The following is a 19,210-nucleotide window of genomic DNA, read 5'->3' as shown; positions in this document are numbered from 1 at the left end:
AGATCACGTGCATAACAAGCAATAGCGTGCGGACCGGCCGCCTTGGGGCGATAGCATGCGACCACGCTCCTGGCGGCACTCGCGCACGTCCGACCTGCCTTACTACGTTTGAAGGGTCTGAGGCTCTGGCCTTGGCTCTCCCTTAGAGGTTTCGACGCTGAGCAGGTCCCCGACCTGGCAGCCCAGCACGTCGCAGATCGCGGTGAGGGTGGAGAAGCGGATAGCCCTGGCGCGGTCGTTCTTCAGGACGGAGATGTTGACCGGGGTGACGCCGACGGCGTCGGCGAGGGCTGCGACCGTCATTCCCCGGGCCGCCAGGAGCTCGTCGAGGTGGCAGAGGATCCTGTGGCCCTCCTCCGGCGGCATCAGACCAGGCCGTCGACGTCGTGCTGCAGCCGGGACCCGGCGGCGAATGCCTGGGCCACGGCTGCGACGAGCAGGCCGGCGACGAGCCAGGCGGGCGTGAAGGAGACGATGAAGCTGAACGCGCCTGCTGCGTCCAGGATCTGCGCTCTTGCGATGCTGTAGACCAGACCGGCGCCGACCGGGACCAGGATGAGCAGGAGTGCAATCACCCGCAGCCGGGTGACGTTGGTGCGCTCGAAAGGGGTGCCGGCCGCGAGGTCGCGCAGGAACCGCCCGACGAGCAATGCGCCCCAGACGGCGGCCGCCACGGCCAGCACGGGGCCTACCAGGAGCAGGGCGAGATGGCCCGCGCTGACCTCGCCCACGAGCACGTGGGCCTCCGTCATGCCGCCGACGACCTCGCCTGCACCGGCGGCCCCCTTGTCGACCTTGATGGGGACCCCCGTCAGGGTGACCTGCCGACGGAGGGCCCAGTCGAGGGTGATGAAGAGGGGGTAGGCGGCAGCGGCGCCGACGACCAGCCAGAGCAAGGCGACGGTCGCCAGCTGGTCGAGACGGTCGAACCGCAGACGGTCACGGTTGGTTCGGGTGGTGGTCATGGCCTGCCCCTCGGAGTTGTTGGAAGGGCCACATGGCTGACCCTATCGTTTTTCGATGTTATCGAAGCACGATAGGTTGGTCAACCGTGCCATCCGGCGCGCGGCGGGGTAGGTGGCAGAACCGCCTAAGCCCGACTCTCGGCAGATCCGGTCTGTCACGTCCACCATGCGCCCGACGCCTGAGACCTCGCAGTCCCACCGACGAGACCGCACCATGCCGGCCACCGCGCCGGACCAATCGTCCGCACGTAAGGTGGCGCCCGTGACAACCCTCGACCCGGACAGCGCCGATCTCACTCTGCTCCAGGATCGTCAGGTGGCCGTCCTCGGCTTCGACGCACTCGCCGCCGCACACGCGCTCAACCTGCGCGACAGCGGTGTCGATGTCTGGATCGGCACCGACCCCGACAGCCGCCTCGCCGGCCGAGCCGAGATGGAGGGGCTGCCGGTCGTCCCTCCTGCCGAGGCGGTCAGCCGGTGCGACATCGTGCTCGTCCCCCGACCGGGCCAAGGCGAGCACGACCCTGCGTCGGTCCAGCGCCTCATCACCGAACACACCGATCCTGGCGACCTGGTCATCGTCACCAGCGCGGACGCCATCGCCGACGGGCTCCTGACCGTGCCCGACGGGGTGGACCTGGCAGTGCTCCGCGCCGTCGGGGACGGCGACCGGGTGCGTGACGAATACCTCGATGGCCGCGGCTGCCCGGCGCTGGTGGCCGTCGCCCACGACCACAGCGGCGCCGCCTGGGCGACGCTCACGGCATACGCCGCGGCGATGGGATCGCTCCGCTCGGGTGCGATCGTGACGACGGTGGCTCACGAGGTGAGCGCGATGGCCGCCTCCCGCGAGCGCATCCAGCGCCCCCTGCAGGAGGCGCTCCGGTCGACCTTCGACGATCTCGTCGCCGAGGGCGTCGAGCCTGAGGTCGCCTACGTCGCCCTCGTGCACGAGCTCAAGACCCAGGTGGACCAGATCTACGTCGTCGGCTTCGCCACGCAGCACGGGCCCTCCGGTCAGCCGAAGACCGTCACGACCGGCGACAGCGCCCAGACACCTCGCCACGCCGAGGCGTCGAGCCGTCGCGAGGCCGCGGCGGAGGCGCACCCCTTGGAGCGGGCCGGGCGGCGGGTGCGCGAGATGACCAGCTGGCTGCGCTGAGTCAGCCTCCGACCGCGCCTGACGGTGCCCAGGCGGCCCGCCCGCTCAGCGCAGGAACAGCTTGCGCAGCCGCACCGTCGTGAAGGCCAGCCCGATGAGGCTCATCCCGACGAAGTAGAGGCAGTGCACCCACGTCATCGACGTGAAGATGCCGACCGACAGCTGCCGCATCAGCTCCACCCCGTGCCACAGCGGCATCGCCATGATGCCCCACTGGATCCACTCCGGGTAGACGCCGATCGGGTAGAGCGTCGCCGAGAACAGAAACATCGGCACCAACGCGAAGCTGATGAGATCCATCTGCTGGAAGGTCGTCAGATAGCTCGTCACGCCCATCCCGAACGCCGCGAAACCGCACGCGATGAGGATCGCCGCCGGCACCATGAGCAGCGCCCACCATGACGTCACCAGCCCCATCGCCGTGATCACGCCGAGGAAGCCCAGGGCATACAGGAAGCCGCGGAAGAGCGCCATGAGGATCTCGCCGATCGCGACGTCCAGCGGCCCGAGCGAGGTCTGCAGCATCGCCTGGAAGAGCTTGCCGTAGCGCAGCTTGAAGAAGACGTTCCACGTCGAGTCGTAGATCGCGCCGTTCATCGCCGAGGTCGCCAGGAGTGCGGGGGCGATGTAGGCGGCATACTCGATCGGCCGCCCACCCGGACCGCTCACCTCGCCCACGAGCGCGCCCATGCCGATGCCCATCGCCAGCAGATAGAAGACCGGCTCGAAGAACCCGGAGAGCAGCACCATCCAGTTCTGGTTGCGGATCACGCGCAGGTTGCGCTCGAGGACCGCGCCGACGTTGCCGGAGGCGAGCCCCGCCAATGCCCGAGGTATGCCGCTGCGCCGGCTCGGCGTCGAGCTCACCGGAGCGGCGCTCACGAGGTCAACCTCCGGGTGTAGACGCGGGTGGCCCACCAGACCCCGAGCACGGTGCACCCGACAAGGAAGGCCAGGTGCACGACCGCCATCGTGGCCGACAGCTCCGCACCGTAGGACGCCCATCGAGCGAGCTGAGTGCCATGCCAGATCGGCGAGATCCAGCCGATCCAGTGCAGATAGACCGGCATGGCCGAGAGCGGGAAGAACGTGCCGGCGAAGAGGAACATCGGCATGACGACGAAGCGCTGGATGAAGGCGAACTGATAGCCGTCGTCCTCGATCGTGGCGGCATAGGCCTGCAGCGGCGCCCCGAAGGCGGTCGCGGTGAGCACCGCGATCGGCACCACCAGCGCCGACATCGCCCAGCCCGAGGGCGCCGCCCCGAAGGCGAGCATGATGAGCCAGAAGGCGCCGCCCTGCAGCACGAAGCGGATGATCACGGCCACCAGGTGCCCGAGCGCGATCTGCCCGGGCGTGAGCGGGGAGGCCGCCGGGCCGTAGTAGAGCCGCATCCACTTGAAGCCGGACATCACCGGATAGGTCATCTCCGCTGTCACCGACATGACCACCGTCGAGACCAGCAGCGCGGGAGCGACGAAGACGAGGTAGTCGACGCCGTCGACCGGGCCGCTGCCCCGGTCGACCAGCTCACCCAGCCCGACGCCCAGCGCGACCATGTAGAGCAGCGGCTGGGCGACGGCATACAGGGCGATGGGCAGCGCGAAGGCGCGCATCCCCCGCAGGACGGTCTCGGCGTAGAACCAGATGCCAAAGCGCCGAGCCCGGACCGCCATGTCGGCGTGCGCCGGCGCCCGCCCGGAGTAGGCGAGCCTGGTGGTGTCCACCTCAGTCAACGAGCGACCTCCCCGTGAGCCGCAGGAAGACGTCCTCCAGCGAGCTGCGCCGCACCAGCGAGGTCACGGGGTGCAGACCGCGCCGGGTGACCTCCTCCAGCGCCGACTCCCCGTCGGGGGTGTAGACCAGGATCCGGTCCGGCAGCACCTCGTTGCGGACGCCGACGCCTTCGAGCGCCTCGACCACCTGCGCGTTGCGGGAGGAGCCGAAGCGCAGCTCGAGCACCTCGCGGGTCGAGTGCTCCCGGATGAGCGCCGCCGGGGAGCCCTGCGCCATGATCTGCCCGTGGTCGACGACGATGAGCCGGTCGCACAGCTGCTCGGCCTCGTCCATGAAGTGCGTCGTCACGACCAGCGTCGTGCCCGCCTCCTTGAGCCGGAAGAGCCGGTCCCACAGGATGTGCCGCGCCTGCGGGTCCAGACCGGTCGTCGGCTCGTCGAGCAGCAGGATGCGCGGCTCGTTGACCAGCCCGCGCGCGATCGTCAGGCGCCGCTTCATGCCGCCGGACAGCGCGCTCACCTTGTCCTTAGCCCGCCCCTCCAGCTGGGCGAACTCCAGCAGCTCGTCGGCCTTGGCCGCCAGGAAGGAGCGCGAGAGCCCGAAGTAGCGGCCATACATCACGAGGTTCTCGCGCACGCGCAGCTCCTCGTCGAGGTTGTCCTGCTGCGGGATGACGCCGAGGTGGGCGCGCACCTCGGGGCCCTGCGCCGCCGGGTCCATGCCCAGGACGTCGAGCTCTCCCCCGCTGCGGTACAGCGTGCCGCCGATCATCCGCATCGTCGTGGACTTGCCCGCGCCGTTGGGCCCGAGCAGCCCGAAGCTCTCCCCCGCCTGCACCTCGAAGTCGATGCCGTCGACAGCGGCGACGTCGCCGTAGGTCTTGCGGAGCCCCCGCCCGGTGATCACTGCTGGCACGAGAGTGGACTTTAACCCGGCCGACCGACATACCTCACCAGGTTTGTCGCCCGGACCTGCTACGACCACCCCGCAGGTATGCCCCAGGGCCGCCACCGTGCGTCGGTGGCGGCCCCGCGTGCCTCGCGTGCGGTGCGACACCGCTCCAGTAGAAGACGTTGCCGAAGAGGTTGACGTAGCGCGGAGCACCCACCTCGAAGTTCCAGGCGTAGATGTCCTTGTTGTAACTAGTGCTCGTCGGCCGAGTTGCCGGCGGCCGAGTAGATCACGTCGGCCAGACCCCTGGCGCCAGGGCCACGTGCCTAATTCCACGTCACCTGGCGTTCAGTTACCGGAGCGCGCGGTATGCCGGCCCACCAGTCGGGCGCACTGGTAGCCCAGGTCGGCCCACGGCACCGGCACCTCGAGCACGGCCGCGGACGCGGTCGGCAGACCCACCTCGAGGTCCGCGCGCAGGTCGCGCTCCTCCTCCTCGTCGGCGAGGTCCCACGCGAGGGTCGACATCACCGGCTCGTGGCCGACCACCCAGAGCACCGCGACCTCGTCGGGGACCTCCTGGACCGCCTCGGCGACCCCGTCGACTCCCCCGTCGTAGATGCGCCGGGTCGGCCAGATCTCCACCAGGTCGTGGCCAAGCGCGGCGCTCAGCGTCTGGCGGGCCCGCGCCGCCGTGGAGACGAGAGCCAGCTGTGGGGCGAGACCCTCCTGCCGCAGCCAGTCGCCCAGCGCTGCGGCGTCCTGATGCCCCCGCTCGACGAGCTCGCGCTCGTGGTCTCCTCGGTGGTCGGCGACCCTGGACTCGGCCTTGGCGTGCCGGATGAGGACGAGTGTGGGCATGGGCTCCTCCTGCTATCGCGTGGGTGGACCGCCCGGGTCGACCCGGTGGTCGAGCTCTCCCGACTCACGGTATGCCGTCAGCTGGCGATGCAGGTAGCGACCCATCCGCGGCAGCGACGCCGGGGACGCCCCGCCGACGTGCGGCACCACCAGGACGCCGGGGGTGCTCCACAGCGGGTGGCCGTCCGGCAGCGGCTCGGGCTCGGTGACGTCGACGGCCGCCCGGAGCCGACCGGCCGCGCACTCTGCGAGCAGGGCGTCGGTGTCGACGATCGGCCCGCGGGCCACGTTGACGACGAGCGCGTCATCCGGCAGCAGCGCCAGCTCCTCGGCGCCGAGCAGACCGCGCGTCCGGTCGGTGAGGGGGAGGGTGAGCACGACGACGTCGGCGCGAGGCAGCAGTTCGGGCAGCCGGTCGATGCCGTGGACCTGCTCGACCAGATCGTCACCGGGCTTGTCCGTGCTGGCCACGGCGACCACGTCGCACTCGGCCGCGACGAGGCGCCGGGCGAGCGCACGGCCGATGCCGCCGTAGCCGACGACGAGCACCCGGGAGTCGGCCAGCGAGCGCCACGGGCCGGGCGCCGATCGGTCCCACACCGCCTCCGCTTGGCGCAGCACGTGGTGCGGCAGCTGACGCTGCGCCGCGAGCACGAGCGCGAGCGCCAGCTCGCTGGTGGCGGTGTCGTGGACCCCGACGGCGTTGGCCATCTGCACACCGTCCGGCAGGTGGGGCAGCGCGTGCTCGAAGCCGGCCGAGGCCAGCACGACCGCCCGCAGCCCCGGGATCTGGCCCATCCGCGTCAGCCAGGGGCCGGCGATCATGGCGATGCCGAGCACGTCGACGTCGCGACCGCCCCCGGGCACGGTGTCGCGGTCCTCGTGGTCGTAGGCCACGACCTCCACCCCGTCGACCGGCTCGAGGTAGGGCAGCAGCTGCTCCGGCACGGCCGCGACGACACTCATGAGCGCACCCTACGACCACCGGGCGTCGCCCATGGTTGCCCCAGCCCCCACCGGGCGTCGCCCATGGTTGCTCAGCCGCCGGTCGCGACCGCCTCGACCACGAGATTGGCCGCGAGGTGGCCGCCCGCCTCGACGGGCGACGCCGCGTCACAGGTGACGATCGCGAGTCGCGGGACCTCGCTCGGCCCCCACACCGCAGGGTCCACCATGATCTCGTCCTTGTCGGCCGACCGGACCGCGGTGATCTCGAACTCCCGCTGGACCCCCGCCGCGTCCCGGACGACGACCTCGCCTCCCACCTCCGCGCGAGCGAGGTCGGCGAAGACGTCCGGCGCACCCGCCGTGGTCACGTGCCCGGCGATGACGGCGATGCCTGCCGCACCGGGGCGGGGCGAGGCGTCATACCACTGCACCGTCCCGGCCGGCGGGTTGATGATGCCCTCCGCGGTCGTGCCGGCGGCCCACAACTCCCAGCTGCCCACACCCGCGAGGCTCAGCGAGGTGGGCACCTCGGGGGTGACCGGCTCGGGCTCGGTCTTCGCCGCCCCGACCTCGTCCTCGACCGCGGCCGACTCGACGTCGCCGGTGGTGACGACCGAGTCGTCCGGTCCGCCCGAGGTCTTCCCTGCGGCGGTGGCCGGCGACCGCGCCGAGGTCGCCGTGGCCGCGTCCGTGGACGTGGCCGGTGGAGTCGCGCCGGACCCGGGCTCTGGCCCGCTGCCGCACCCCGCCGTCGTGCCCGCGAGCACGACGGCGAGTGCGGCAGCGGCAACCGTGCGCATCTGGGCGCCTCAGCGACGACCCGGCACGCGCCGGGCGAGCCCGATCGTCAGGGCGCCGACGACGCCGACGACCAACGCGACCCGGGAGGCCGTGCCGGGTCCGGCAGGCGCCGTGCGCTCGACGGTCGCGACGGTGCCCGTCTCGATGCGCGGACCCGACACCGCAGCCGCGTCATCCTGACCGCTCTCGCCGGCAGCCGGCGCCTCGTTGCCACCGCGCTGCTCGTCCTGACCGCTCTCACCCTCGGCCGGCGCCTCGTTGCCACCGCGCTGCTCGTCCTGCTCGGCCCCGTCGTCAGCCGGGCCCTCGTTGCCACCGCGCTGCTCGTCGTCGTGGTCCGGCTCGGCACCGCAGCACTGGGGCGGGTTCGACTCGTAGAAGTTCGCGGCCGGGGCGTCGGGGAAGTCGTGCTCCACCAGGGCCTCCTCACCGCTCCAGTCGTGGCACGGGGCGTCGCTGGTGGCGACCAGACCCGAGGGATACCCGTTGATCTCCAACGGATAGAAGACCGCCGGCCGGCCGTCCGCGTCTGTGTTGGTCAGGAAGGTGTAGCCGACGATGCGCCCACCGGCCGGCACCCAGTGGGTGTTGGACTGCCCGAAGCGGACACCGACGGCGGCATCGCCTCCGTTGCGCAGCTCCCACGCGGCCAACGTCGGCTCCTTGTCGCAGCCGAGGAAGGGTCCGCTGGCGGTGAGGCCGTCCACCGTCGTCCCGCTGGAGTAGTAGTTGACCCCTCCGACGGTCTCCATGTCGTCCTGGGCCATCGCGACCGTCGGTGCGAGGCAGAGCCCCGCCACGACGCCGAGGGCGGCGCCGGTCCTGATCCTGGTGCTGGTGCTGAACGTCATCGTTCGTCCTCCCCTGAGGTGGTGGTCTGCACATCCACGGCGAGTTGCCGCATACCCACCAGACGCCGCGACCCGGGCCACATGTTTAGCCCGGGTCGCGAGAACTTTGCAGCCGCTGGTCAGACGTCCACCCCGAGGGTGGTGAGGATGAGCTGCCGGGCCTTGCCGGCGTCGGCCTGGCCGCGCATCTTCTTCATCACCTGGCCGATGAGCGCACCGACGGCCTGCACCTTGCCGCCGCGGATCTTCTCGACCACGTCGGTGTTCTCGGAGATGACCTCGTCGACCGCCGCCTGCAGCGCGCCGTCGTCCTGGACCAGTTCCAGGCCGCGGGCATCCGCGACCTGCGTCGGCGTGCCCTCCCCCGCGAGCACGCCCTCCAGCGCCTGCCGGGCCATCGAGTCGTTGAGCCGGCCGCTGGTGACCAGGCCGTCCAGCTCGGCGACGTGAGCCGGGGTGACCCCGAGATCCAGCAGATCGACCGACCCCCCGTCCTCGCCCGCGGTCTTCGCGCGGCGGGCCAGCTCGCCCATCCACCACTTCCGGGCGGCGGCGGGCGTCGCACCCGCGGCGACCGTCTCCTCGATCACCTCGACCGCTCCGGCGTTGACGACGTCGCGCATCTCGAGATCGGTATACCCCCACTCACCCTGCAGCCGTCGGCGCCGCTCGGCGGGGTTCTCCGGGAGGGTCGCGCGCAGCCGCTCGACGTCCTCACGGCTCGGCGCCACCGGCACCAGGTCGGGCTCGGGGAAGTAACGGTAGTCGTCGGCGTCGGACTTGGGCCGCCCGGAGGTCGTGATGCCGGTGTCCTCGTGCCAGTGCCGGGTCTCCTGCAGGATCGCGTCGCCGGCGTCGAGCACCGCGGCGTGCCGGGTCATCTCGTAGCGCACCGCCCGCTCCACCGAGCGCAGGCTGTTGACGTTCTTGGTCTCGGTGCGCGTGCCGAAGGCCTGCGACCCGGTCGGCATGAGCGAGACGTTGGCGTCGCAGCGCAACGAGCCCTGCTCCATCTTGACGTCCGAGACGTCCAGCGCGCGCAGCAGGTCGCGCAGCGCACCGACGTAGGCGCGGGCGACGTCGGGCGCCCGGTCACCGGCGCCGGTCAGCGGCTTGGTGACGATCTCGATGAGCGGTATGCCGGCACGGTTGTAGTCGACGAGGCTGTGGCTCGCTCCGTGGATCCGCCCGGTGGCGCCGCCGACGTGGGTGGACTTGCCGGTGTCCTCCTCCATGTGGGCCCGCTCGATCTCGACCCGGAAGGTGAAGGGCTCCTCGTCGACTCCTTCGCGCGGCGGCACCTCGACGTCGAGGTGGCCCTCGAAGGCGATCGGCTCGTCATACTGGCTGGTCTGGAAGTTCTTCGGCATGTCCGGGTAGAAGTAGTTCTTCCGGGCGAAGCGGCACCAGCCGGCGATCTGGCAGTTGAGCGCCAGCCCGATCCGGATCGCCGACTCCACCGCGGTGCCGTTGACCACCGGCAGCGCGCCGGGCAGACCCAGGCAGACCGGGCAGGTCTGGGTGTTGGGCTCGGCGCCGAACTCCGTCGCGCAACCGCAGAACATCTTGGTCGCGGTGCCCAGCTCGACGTGGACCTCGAGGCCGATGACCGGCTCGTAGCGGGTCATGAGGTCGTCGAAGCTGACGACCGCGTCGCGGGTGTGGGTGCTCACGCTTCCACCTCGATCTCGGGAGCCTGCTCGATGACGTAGCCGCCGTGCGCCTCGCGCAGCTTGGCCTCCAGCGCCGCGCCGACGGCATACAGGCGCTGGTCCTGCATCGCGGGGGCGAGGATCTGCACCCCGGCGGGCAGGCCGTCCTCGTCGGCGGTGCCGGACGGGATCGACATGCCGGGCACGCCGGCGAGGTTGGCGGGGATGGTGGCGATGTCGTTGAGATACATCGCCATCGGGTCCTCGGTCTTGTCGCCGATCCTGAACGCCGTGGTCGGTGCGGTCGGGCTGACCAGCACGTCGACCTGCTCGAAAGCGGCCTCGAAGTCGCGCGCGATGAGGGTGCGGACCTTCTGCGCCTGGCCGTAGTAGGCGTCGTAGTAGCCGCTGGACAAGGCATACGTGCCCAGGATGATCCGGCGCTTCACCTCCTCGCCGAAGCCGGCGTCGCGGGAGGCGCCCATGACCTGCTCGGCGCTGGGGCTGCCGTCAGGGGTGACGCGCAGGCCGTAGCGCATGGCGTCATACCGCGCGAGGTTGCTGCTCGCCTCGGAGGGGAGGATGAGGTAGTAGGCGGCCATGGCGTAGCCGAAGTGGGGGCAGGAGACCTCGGTGATCTCGGCGCCGAGCGCGCGCAGCTGCTCCAGCGCCTCGTCGAACCGGGCCTGCACCCCCGGCTGGAACCCGTGGTCGCCGCCGCTGATCTCCCGGACGACACCGATCCGCATACCTGTCAGGTCGGCGGTGCCGCTCGCGGCGACCACGTCGGGGACGGGCGCGTCGATCGAGGTGGAGTCCATCGGGTCGTGCCCGGCAATGACCTCGTGCAGCAGCGCCGCGTCAGCGACCGTGCGGGCGCACGGGCCGATCTGGTCCAGGCTCGACGCGAGCGCGATGATGCCGTAGCGGCTCACCGCGCCGTAGGTCGGCTTGGTGCCGACGGTGCCGGTGACGGCCGCGGGCTGGCGGATCGAGCCGCCGGTGTCAGAGCCGATCGCCAGCGGCGCGAGGTATGCCGCGACCGCCGCGCTGCTGCCGCCGCCGGACCCGCCGGGGATGCGGGAGAGGTCCCACGGGTTGCGGGTCGGGCCGAAGGCGGAGTGCTCGGTGGAGGAGCCCATCGCGAACTCGTCCATGTTGGTCTTGCCGAGGATCGGCATGCGGGCGTGGCGCAGCCGGGTGACGATCGTGGCGTCGTAGGGCGGCACGAAGCCCTCCAGCATCCGACTGCCCGCGGTCGTCGTCATGCCCTCGGTGCAGGCGATGTCCTTGACCGCGACCGGGATGCCGGCGAGGCGGGGCAGCTCCTCCCCCGCGGCGCGGGCGGCATCCACCTCGCGGGCCGTGGCGAGGGCGCCCTCGGCGTCGACGAGCAGGTAGGCGTTGAGGGCCGGGTCGAGCCGCTCGATGCGGTCGAGGTGGGCCTGGGTCAGCTCGACCGAGGTGAGCGTCCCGGCGGCGAGCCGGTCGGCCATCTCGACGGCGGTGAGGCGGGTGAGGTCGCTCTCGATGCTGGTGACGTCGCTCATCTCACTCCTCGTCCAGGATGCGCGGCACCGCGAAGCGGTCGTCTTCCGCCTGCGGGGCGTTGGCCAGGGCCTGCTCGCGGGTCAGGCTCGGGCGCACCTCGTCCGGGCGGGTGACGTTGGTCAGCGGCATCGGGTGCGACATCGGGGGCACGTCGGCCGAGGCGACCTCGCCGACCTGACCGACCCAGTCGACGATCTGGTCGAGCTGATCGGCGAACCGGTCGAGCTCGGTGTCCTCGAGCTGGATCCGGGCCAGCATGGCGACGTGCGCGACGTCCTCGCGCGAGAGGTTGGACATGGCCGCCAGTCTAGGTCGCGCGCGTTGCGACCCTGTTGCCCGGCACGTTCAGGCCGCGGCCCACCCCGCGACGCGCCCCCCTCCCCGCACCGAGAGCCTCGTCTGCACGGTCCGAGAGCCTCGTCTGCACGGAAGGCCGACCTGGGGACGGGTTGCGCACCTGACGCGTCCTTCTCGACCGGGTATGCCGTGCGCAGCCTTGCTCAGGTTGGGCGCCGGGGAGGAGACGGGCCGGGGGCTCGCGCAGACGAGGCTGCCGGAGTGGACAGTCCAGGCTCTTGGAGTGGACAGTCCAGGCTCTTGAGGTGGACAGACGAGGCTGCTGGAGTGGACAGACGACGCGCTCGGTGCGGGTGGAGGGGGCTCGGCTCGGCGTGGCTCAGCGCGCGGCGGTCGGGGTCGCGAGCGGGAGCCGCAGGGTCACCGTCGAGCCCTCACCGTGCCACGACTCCAGCGTGCACTCACCGCCGTGTCGCCGCACGATGGCCCGCACCAGGGGCAGGCCCAGCCCAGAACCCTCGATCCCCCGCGCCTCCCTGCCTCTGCCCAGCTCTTCCCAGACGGTCTCCAGCTCCTCGGCCGGGATGCCCATGCCGGTGTCCGCGACCTCGACGACCAACACCTCGTCGGACTCGCGCCCGCGGATCTCGATCCGGTCACCGGGCGCGGAGTACTTCAGCGCGTTGGCGAGGACGTTGGACAGCGCGAGGAAGAGCAGGTCGCCGTCGGCGGTGAAGCTGGGCAGCGGCCGCGGCGCCTGCGGCAGGGCGACGCTGATCGCGCGCTCGTCGGCGCCCGGCAGCTCGCGCAGGGCGTCGACCGCCTCCGCGACGAGCTCCGAGGGGTCGACCGGGCCGAGCTCCAGCGGCGTGTGCTCGACCTCCCCCACCTTGCGCAGGTCGCTCATGAGTCGATTCAGCCGCCGCGACTGCACCTCGATGCTGCTGCGCTGGCGGTCCGACGGCTCGTCGGCGAGCGCGGTGCGGATGCCCTGGATCGGGTTCTTGAGCTCGTGGTCCAGCCGGTGCAGCAGCCGTCGCTGCCGCGCTCCCTGGTCCGCGAGCGCCTGCTCGGTCCGCTGCTGCTCCCGCTCCCGGGCCCGCCGTCCGGACACGACCCACAGGCCGAGCGCCAGCGCCGCAGCGACCCCGGCCATCGCGGGGACCCACGCAAGACCGCCCGTGACGGCATACCGTGGCGGGTCGGCGAGCGCGTCCCAGAGGACACTGACGGCCAGCCCCAGCGCCGCGGGCGCGAGCACCAGGAGGACCGACGCCAGGGCGGACCGCTCCGGACCACCTCGGGCCCTCATCCGCGCTCCACGGAGTGCATGAAGCGGTAACCCAACCCCTGCACCGTCTCGATCCAGGTAGGGCTGGCGGCGTCATCGCCGAGCAGCCGGCGCAGCTCGGCGACCCGGTGGTCGACCGCGCGCGTCGTGACGATCGCATCGAAACCCCACACGGTCTGCAGCAGCCGATCCCGACTGAACACCTCGTCGGGGTGGGACATGAGGAACTCCAGCAGCGCGAAAGCACGCGGCGTCACCTGCTGCTCGCGACCCCCGAGCCAGAGCCGGCGGGCCGGCCGGTCGATCCGCAGGTCCCCGGCACGCAGCCCCTCAGCGGCCGACAGCGGCGCCCGACCCGGACCCGAGCGGCGCAGCACGGCGCGGATGCGGGCCAGCAACTCCTGCGGGCCGAAGGGCTTGTTGAGATAGTCGTCGGCCCCCTCGTCGAGAGCCGCCGCCCGCTCGAAGGACTCGCCCACCTCAGTGAGCAGGATGACCGGGAGCCACTCGTGCTCCGCGCGGATCCGGCGCAGCGTGTCGCGGCCGTCGAGCACCGGCATCATGACGTCGAGGATGACCAGGTCGGGGCGGTCGCGGCCGATCGTGTCGAGCGCCTCGGCGCCGTGGGATGCGGTCACCACCTCGAGCCCGCTGCGGGTGAGCACGGGGGCCAGGTGCTCGCGGATCGTCGCGTCGTCGTCGACGAGCAGGACCCGGGGCCGGTCACTCATGAGCCGCACCCCACTCGGGCGCGCACCGGCGCCCGCCGTCGCCCGCGTCGCGGGCGAGAGCGGGCGCGGCACACCACGGTCAGCGCGAGACCCACAGCACCGGGTCGTCGTAGTAGGGGTTGTCCGAGGCCACGCCGTCGCCATCGATCTTGTCGTCCCCCTGCCAGCCCACGGACTCCAGGGTCAGGCCGTCGGGGATCGCGAAGACCTTGCAGTCGGACGCCGTCTCACCCACCCCGCGGTCCTCCGTGGGGGGCAGGTCGATGCTGCACCCCGGGATGCCGGACAGGTCGGTCGCGTTGTAGACCGCCCGGACCTCCAGGCCCGAGTCGGTGTAGCCCACGAACGTTGGCACCATGTTGGCCTGCGGCTCACCCTCGAAGGTGAGCCACTCGTGCTCGACCTGGACGTACCACTCCGAGAACCCCTGGAACTCCTCGGCGTTGGCCGCCGAGGCGAAGAGCGAGCCGTCGCCCATGCTGATCGAGGTGACCGTGGTGGCCAGGGTCGCGCGGCCATAGAGCTCCTCCCCCGGCTCCAGTGCCTGCACGTGCGTGGTCACCGTGTCGCCGACGTCGAAGACCGAGCCAGGTGCCGGGACGCCGTCGTCGCTGTGGTCCGCGCCCTCCTCATCGGCCTCGGTCGAGGTGCCGCTGCCCTCGCCGTAGCTGTCGGTGTCATCGGCGTCGGTGTCCTCGGCGTCCGTCTCCGTCTCTTCCGGCTCGGTCTCTTCCGGGTCGGTCTCCTCCGGCTCGGTCTCCTCAGGCCCCGTCTCCTCAGGCGCCTCGGTGGCCTCCTGGGAGGCGGACTCCGACGGCCCGTCCCCGAGCGGGGTGTCCCCCTCGAAGCTGACCTGGCACCCGGTGAGCGCCAGCGTGAGGGCGCCGCCCAGGGCAGCGAGGCGGACGGTGGAACGGGTGCTGGTGGTGCGCGTCATGATGTCTCCTCCGGTGATGCGGGCCGGCCTGGTGCCTGCCCTCACCAACGACGCTAGGTCCCCGATATCGCGCCATCATCGCAGTTCAGTACCGGTCCGGCGACCGGGTGTCGCAGCCTTGCGACAGGCGGTGCGCGAGAGGGTCGCCGCGGCGCTCGAGGGCGGCGGGGTCAGCCCGCGGGCCCGCTCCCGACGGCCTCCAGCCGCTCGCGCACGAGCGCGGGGTCGGGGTTGGTGTGGGGTATGCCGTCGATCACCACGGTCGGCACCGTCTCGTTGCCGTCATTGACGCTGCGCACGAAGGCCGCAGCCTCCTCGTCGGCCCAGATGTTGACCCAGGTGGCCCGGTCGCGCAGCCGCCCCAGGCTGCTCTTGAGCCGGGCGCAGAAGCCGCACCCCGGCCGCCAGTAGACGACCACGGCCCGGCGCGGATCGTCCTGCGCCATCGCCTCCACCTCCTGCTGTCGCGGGCCCCCGCGCCCCCGCCAGGGTGAGGTCCACCAGGCGATGCCGAGAGCCATGACACCGTAGCCCACCGCCGCCAGACGCGAGCCGTCGCGGTAGAGGTCCACCGCCACCAGGGCCAGCAGCACGACGAGAGCGATCCAGAGAGGTCGAGAGCGCATACCCCCATGATGGCTCCCGCGCCCTGGCGGCGGATCGCCCGCGGGACGGATCCCGTCACCGGGAGCCCTACGCTGAGCCGGTGACGGATCAGCCGCAGGGTGGATATCTGGACCGGCGCTCGCCGCGCGGCCGGGCGATGCTCGCCGCCGTGACCCTCGGGTCGGGGGTGGCGATCCTCGACGGGTCGATCGTCAACGTCGCGCTGCGCACCATCGGTGAGTCGCTGTCCGCCTCGCTGCCGCAGCTGCAGTGGGTGGTCGGCGGCTACCTGCTCTCGCTCGCCTCCCTCGTGCTCGTCGCCGGTGCGCTCGGTGATCGCATCGGCCGCCGCCGGGTCTACCTCATCGGCATGGCGTGGTTCATGGTCGCCTCCGCGCTGTGCGCGCTGGCGCAGGACCCAGGCCAGCTCATCGCCGCCCGGCTCGTGCAGGGCATCGGGGCGGCGCTGCTCACGCCGGGCGCGCTGGCGCTGATCCAGGCCAGCTACGCCCCCGGCGACCGGGCGCCCGCCATCGGCACCTGGGCCGGCGTCTCCGGGATCGCCGCCGCGATCGGGCCGCTGCTGGGCGGCGCGATCGTCGACACGACGAGCTGGCGCTGGATCTTCGCGATCAACGTGCCGCTGTGCCTGGCCGTCATGGCGCTGGCGTGGTGGTCGGCACCGGAGAGCCGCGACGACGAGTCGAGCGGCCGCTTCGACCTCGTCGGGTCGGCGCTGGTGGTCGTGACCCTCGGCGCCTCGACGTGGGCGCTCACCACCGCCGCAGAGTCTGCCACGTGGGCGCTCGTGCTGGCCTGGGTGGTGACGGCTGTCGCAGCGATGGCCTTCCTGCTGTGGAGCCGGCGGGCGTCACACCCGCTGGTGCCGCTGCACCTCTTCGGCTCCCGGGTCTTCTCCGCGGCGAACGCGATGACGCTGCTGGTCTACGGCGCGCTCGGGGCGGTCATGCTCTTCGTCGTCATCCAGCTCCAGGTCACCTCCGGGTGGTCGGCCACCGCGTCCGGGCTGGCCGGGCTGCCGGTGACGGTGGCGTTGCTGCTGCTCTCGACGCGGGCGGCGGCGCTGGCCGACCGGATCGGGCCGCGGATCCCGATGACCGTCGGCCCGATCGTCTGCGGTGTGGGGACGGTGCTCATGGTCGGCATCGGGCGCGGCACCGGATGGGTCGGGGTGGTCCCCGGCATGGTCGTCTTCGCGCTCGGGCTCGCGCTGCTCGTCTCGCCCCTCACGGCGGCGGTGCTCGCCGCGGTCGCGGACCGGTATGCCGGGCTCGCCAGCGGCATCAACAACGCCGTGGCCCGCACCGGCTCGCTGCTGTCGGTGGCGGCCCTGCCGGCGCTCGTCGGGCTCTCGGGCGACGACTACGCCGATCCCGTCGCCTTCACCGAGGGCTACCGGTGGGCGATGCTGGCCTGCACGGCGCTACTCGTGGGCGGCGGGGTCATCAGCTGGTTCGGGCTACGCACCGCCGAGCAGACGGAGCAGCAACCGGTCTGAGCCGTGCCACCGACCGGGGAATGCCTGCCCCGACGAGACTTCCACCGTCACCTCCGATCGGGGCGCCAGCGTCGCAGCAGCCCACCGTTACGATCGGGAGGCAACTGAGAACGGGGAGGAGTCACCATGACCTTTGCCGGAGGGGACCCGGACGCGCTGACCAGTGAGCGTGCTCACACATGTGGGCGATGACATCCGCACCGACGCCTTGCGCGTCGTTGGACTGGGCACGGAGGCCGGCGGGGCATTGGCGAAGACGCACTCGATGACGTCGAACGTGCTCGGCGCCAGGCCATCAACGACCTCCTCGCCGAGGCGGACCTATGGGCTCCAGGCTCATCCTCGATGGTGCCAGTGGAAGCGTGGGTGCTGGCCAGTGCCGCGATCGTCCCCGCAGATGTCGGAATCGATCGACGTGACCTCCGTGAGGTGTGGCGAGCCGGGACGGCGACAACAGTCGGATGATCACGCAGCAGGCCACCAAGGCGAAAGCCGCCGGCACCCGCGGGTGGCAGCTCTACCAGCTCGGAAGTTACGGGAGAGTTGCTCGACTGAATCGAAACGTCGAGGCGCAGTACGCCGCCGCTCGCAGCGTCTACACCGTGGCCCAGGGCAGTCCAGGCGATTTCCGCGGCATGGTGCGGGCGGAAAAGGGACTCGTCCGTGCACTCAACCGCCTCGTGGCCCAACCGGCCCCCCGGACCTCGCAAGCCCAGAGGCTCTACGGCCCCTACGAAAGCCTGGTCGGCAAGGAGAAGGCGTGAGACCTGGTCCACACCAGATACCCCGACGTCCCTGGAGACTCCATACGTCCGCTTCGCAGTCCCGTGATGACCCGGATCGATCGGATCACGCGAGCGGTCGGACCGGTCGCTTCACGGGTCATGGGCCCTGTCTCAGCACTCATGGGCGGTTACGAGGTGATCACCGGGGTGATGGACGACAGGGCTCGTGGGCCTACGAGAACCGCGAAGCCATCGCCGACACGGCTCGCAACGTCGGGGGCGCCGTGGTCGACGGCACCAAGAAGGTCTGGGGGTGGCTCTCAGGTGGGGATTGAGCGCCTCCTCGAGGCCTCGCGAAGCCTGACCACCGCTGGCGTTCGCCTCGAACTCTACGAAGCGGTCGAGCGGGCGCAGGAACCGTGGGAGTTCGGTTCCTTCACCGACGAGGAGATGCACGGCCTGGACCACCCCGTGGCGAAGAGCTCCGCGTACCCTAGCCCGTGGCTTTCCTCGCTCAACGAAGACGAGCGAGAGGCTGCCACGAGCGCCGCGCTCCGGTCTCTCAAGGCTCGGCAGTTGTTCGACGCCGACCTGGTCGAAGACGCCTACGCGACCTGGGGCGAACCACATCTCGCCGCGCTCCTCACGATGCGGCGCGGCGCCGAGGCCCCGCTCGCCGACGCCCTGGGGGTGACGAGCGTGACCCGCGTGGAGGTCGTCGGTGAGAGGACGACCAGCGGCCTGGGGGTCATCGTCTCCCCTGAGTTCACCGTCGTGTCGCAAGAGTTGGCGGAGGGCTTCACCATCCGCTACCGCAGTGTCGACGACGCCGAGCTGCCCTCGGCCCTGCACACTCTGCTGCGCCCGACGTCGGGATCCTCCCACGAGGGGGAAGAGGACGGGTGAGTCGCTTCGAGGAGTTCGACGACGTCGATCCTGACGCTCTCCTGCGGATCCGCGGACTTCTGGAGCTGACTCCGGCGGACATGGGTCCAGAGCTCGCGACCTTCCGGGCGACACCGGGCTGGAGGGGAACCACTCTGGTCGTCCTTGCACCGGCGGCGCTGCTGCTCCTGATGCCGCTCGCCCCCGACGCGATCGGCCGTTGGTTGGCGGTGCTCGCGGCTGGTGCGCTGTTGCTCGCCACCGGAGCCTTCTGGGTCCGGGGCTGGTCAGAGCAGCACCGGGTGTGCCGCCACGGGCTCGTGCTGGGGCGCCGTGGGGAGTATGCCGTGCCGTGGTCGACGCTCGACCCGGGGCGGGTGCGCCTCATTCGTCGAGCCAACTTCATCACCCGCTATGGCATCCGACCGGGTCCTCTGCTGCGCCCCGGCGAGACCCTCGGCCACGCCCTTCTGGTCAACGGTGTGGACGCCACCCCGGCTGGCCAGGCGCGCCTGGTCATGAACGAGCGACTGCACCCAGAGAGCGGCGGAGCCGATGCGGACCTGACCTGCTTCGATCGGTGGTTCCTGGCGGGTCGGCACGCCCCGGACCTGCTCCGAGCCATAGAGGAGGCCATGGTCGCCGACGGCTACTCCGCCACCGGCCTGACCGAAGCGGTCCTGGCCCGTCCCCTCGTCCTGCGCTGGGCGCCCGAGGCGCACCCGAGCGGCATACCGGGCGAGGGGCTGAGCCCGCTGCGCCGCATCACCGACCCGGTCCTCGGTGTCGACGCGCTCTGA

Annotated in this window: 21 protein-coding genes; 5 read left to right on the top strand and 16 right to left on the bottom strand. The window is 71.5% G+C overall.

Annotated elements, in window-relative coordinates:
* Nucleotides 1–102: 102 nt before the first annotated feature.
* Nucleotides 103–366 carry a helix-turn-helix domain-containing protein gene (locus tag AC5PYY_RS08400; protein ID WP_493896380.1) on the bottom strand — a complete coding sequence of 88 codons (264 nt, stop codon included), beginning with the start codon at nt 364–366 and terminating at the stop codon, nt 103–105.
* Nucleotides 366–965, bottom strand: a complete 600-nt coding sequence (locus tag AC5PYY_RS08395) for a DUF2975 domain-containing protein (RefSeq protein ID WP_493896379.1) — start codon at nt 963–965, stop codon at nt 366–368. Before AC5PYY_RS08395 ends, AC5PYY_RS08400 begins: the two co-directional genes overlap by 1 nt.
* Before the next feature lie 262 nt (nt 966–1,227).
* On the opposite strand from AC5PYY_RS08395, the gene AC5PYY_RS08390 reads away from it, so the two are divergent.
* Nucleotides 1,228–2,127 (top strand): ketol-acid reductoisomerase, encoded by a 900-nt coding sequence (locus AC5PYY_RS08390; RefSeq protein WP_493896378.1) that lies wholly within the window; start codon nt 1,228–1,230, stop codon nt 2,125–2,127.
* A 45-nt stretch (nt 2,128–2,172) separates the two neighbouring features.
* Here AC5PYY_RS08390 and AC5PYY_RS08385 read toward each other — a convergent pair whose 3' ends face one another.
* From AC5PYY_RS08385 to AC5PYY_RS08320, 14 genes are all read right to left on the bottom strand, one after another.
* Nucleotides 2,173–3,009 carry an ABC transporter permease gene (locus AC5PYY_RS08385; protein WP_493896377.1) on the bottom strand — a complete coding sequence of 279 codons (837 nt, stop codon included), beginning with the start codon at nt 3,007–3,009 and terminating at the stop codon, nt 2,173–2,175.
* Nucleotides 3,006–3,854 carry an ABC transporter permease gene (locus AC5PYY_RS08380; protein ID WP_493896376.1) on the bottom strand — a complete coding sequence of 283 codons (849 nt, stop codon included), beginning with the start codon at nt 3,852–3,854 and terminating at the stop codon, nt 3,006–3,008. Before AC5PYY_RS08380 ends, AC5PYY_RS08385 begins: the two co-directional genes overlap by 4 nt.
* A gap of 1 nt (nt 3,855) precedes the next feature.
* Nucleotides 3,856–4,779 (bottom strand): ABC transporter ATP-binding protein, encoded by a 924-nt coding sequence (locus tag AC5PYY_RS08375; RefSeq protein WP_493896375.1) that lies wholly within the window; start codon nt 4,777–4,779, stop codon nt 3,856–3,858.
* A gap of 324 nt (nt 4,780–5,103) precedes the next feature.
* Nucleotides 5,104–5,616, bottom strand: a complete 513-nt coding sequence (locus AC5PYY_RS08370; RefSeq protein ID WP_493896374.1) for a SixA phosphatase family protein — start codon at nt 5,614–5,616, stop codon at nt 5,104–5,106.
* A 12-nt stretch (nt 5,617–5,628) separates the two neighbouring features.
* Nucleotides 5,629–6,582, bottom strand: a complete 954-nt coding sequence (locus AC5PYY_RS08365; RefSeq protein ID WP_493896373.1) for an NAD(P)-dependent oxidoreductase — start codon at nt 6,580–6,582, stop codon at nt 5,629–5,631.
* A gap of 71 nt (nt 6,583–6,653) precedes the next feature.
* Complete coding sequence (locus AC5PYY_RS08360; protein ID WP_493896372.1) at nt 6,654–7,364, bottom strand: class F sortase; 711 nt, start codon at nt 7,362–7,364, stop codon at nt 6,654–6,656.
* A 9-nt stretch (nt 7,365–7,373) separates the two neighbouring features.
* Nucleotides 7,374–8,216 (bottom strand): hypothetical protein, encoded by an 843-nt coding sequence (locus AC5PYY_RS08355; RefSeq protein ID WP_493896371.1) that lies wholly within the window; start codon nt 8,214–8,216, stop codon nt 7,374–7,376.
* A gap of 119 nt (nt 8,217–8,335) precedes the next feature.
* Complete coding sequence (gene gatB / locus AC5PYY_RS08350; protein ID WP_493896370.1) at nt 8,336–9,889, bottom strand: Asp-tRNA(Asn)/Glu-tRNA(Gln) amidotransferase subunit GatB; 1,554 nt, start codon at nt 9,887–9,889, stop codon at nt 8,336–8,338.
* A complete protein-coding gene (gatA, locus tag AC5PYY_RS08345) occupies nt 9,886–11,418 on the bottom strand; it encodes an Asp-tRNA(Asn)/Glu-tRNA(Gln) amidotransferase subunit GatA (RefSeq protein ID WP_493896369.1) in 1,533 nt (510 codons plus the stop codon). Before gatA ends, gatB begins: the two co-directional genes overlap by 4 nt.
* A gap of 1 nt (nt 11,419) precedes the next feature.
* Nucleotides 11,420–11,716 (bottom strand): Asp-tRNA(Asn)/Glu-tRNA(Gln) amidotransferase subunit GatC, encoded by a 297-nt coding sequence (gene gatC, locus AC5PYY_RS08340; protein WP_493896368.1) that lies wholly within the window; start codon nt 11,714–11,716, stop codon nt 11,420–11,422.
* A gap of 379 nt (nt 11,717–12,095) precedes the next feature.
* Nucleotides 12,096–13,028, bottom strand: coding sequence for a sensor histidine kinase (locus AC5PYY_RS08335; RefSeq protein WP_493896367.1), 933 nt, complete (start codon nt 13,026–13,028; stop codon nt 12,096–12,098).
* Nucleotides 13,025–13,738, bottom strand: a complete 714-nt coding sequence (locus AC5PYY_RS08330) for a response regulator transcription factor (RefSeq protein WP_493896366.1) — start codon at nt 13,736–13,738, stop codon at nt 13,025–13,027. Before AC5PYY_RS08330 ends, AC5PYY_RS08335 begins: the two co-directional genes overlap by 4 nt.
* Before the next feature lie 79 nt (nt 13,739–13,817).
* On the bottom strand, nt 13,818–14,675 hold the full coding sequence (locus AC5PYY_RS08325; protein WP_493896365.1) for a hypothetical protein: 858 nt from the start codon (nt 14,673–14,675) through the stop codon (nt 13,818–13,820).
* A gap of 170 nt (nt 14,676–14,845) precedes the next feature.
* Nucleotides 14,846–15,301, bottom strand: a complete 456-nt coding sequence (locus AC5PYY_RS08320; protein ID WP_493896364.1) for a glutaredoxin domain-containing protein — start codon at nt 15,299–15,301, stop codon at nt 14,846–14,848.
* A gap of 80 nt (nt 15,302–15,381) precedes the next feature.
* On the opposite strand from AC5PYY_RS08320, the gene AC5PYY_RS08315 reads away from it, so the two are divergent.
* From AC5PYY_RS08315 to AC5PYY_RS08300, 4 genes are all read left to right on the top strand, one after another.
* Nucleotides 15,382–16,800, top strand: coding sequence for an MFS transporter (locus AC5PYY_RS08315; RefSeq protein ID WP_493896363.1), 1,419 nt, complete (start codon nt 15,382–15,384; stop codon nt 16,798–16,800).
* A 461-nt stretch (nt 16,801–17,261) separates the two neighbouring features.
* Nucleotides 17,262–17,564 (top strand): hypothetical protein, encoded by a 303-nt coding sequence (locus AC5PYY_RS08310; protein ID WP_493896362.1) that lies wholly within the window; start codon nt 17,262–17,264, stop codon nt 17,562–17,564.
* 537 nt (nt 17,565–18,101) lie between these two features.
* On the top strand, nt 18,102–18,431 hold the full coding sequence (locus AC5PYY_RS08305) for a hypothetical protein (RefSeq protein ID WP_493896361.1): 330 nt from the start codon (nt 18,102–18,104) through the stop codon (nt 18,429–18,431).
* Nucleotides 18,428–19,210 (top strand): hypothetical protein, encoded by a 783-nt coding sequence (locus AC5PYY_RS08300; RefSeq protein WP_493896360.1) that lies wholly within the window; start codon nt 18,428–18,430, stop codon nt 19,208–19,210. Before AC5PYY_RS08305 ends, AC5PYY_RS08300 begins: the two co-directional genes overlap by 4 nt.

The sequence above is a fragment of the Serinicoccus sp. JS2-9 genome (assembly GCF_059025165.1).
This window is presented reverse-complemented; position numbering and strand designations above follow the sequence as displayed.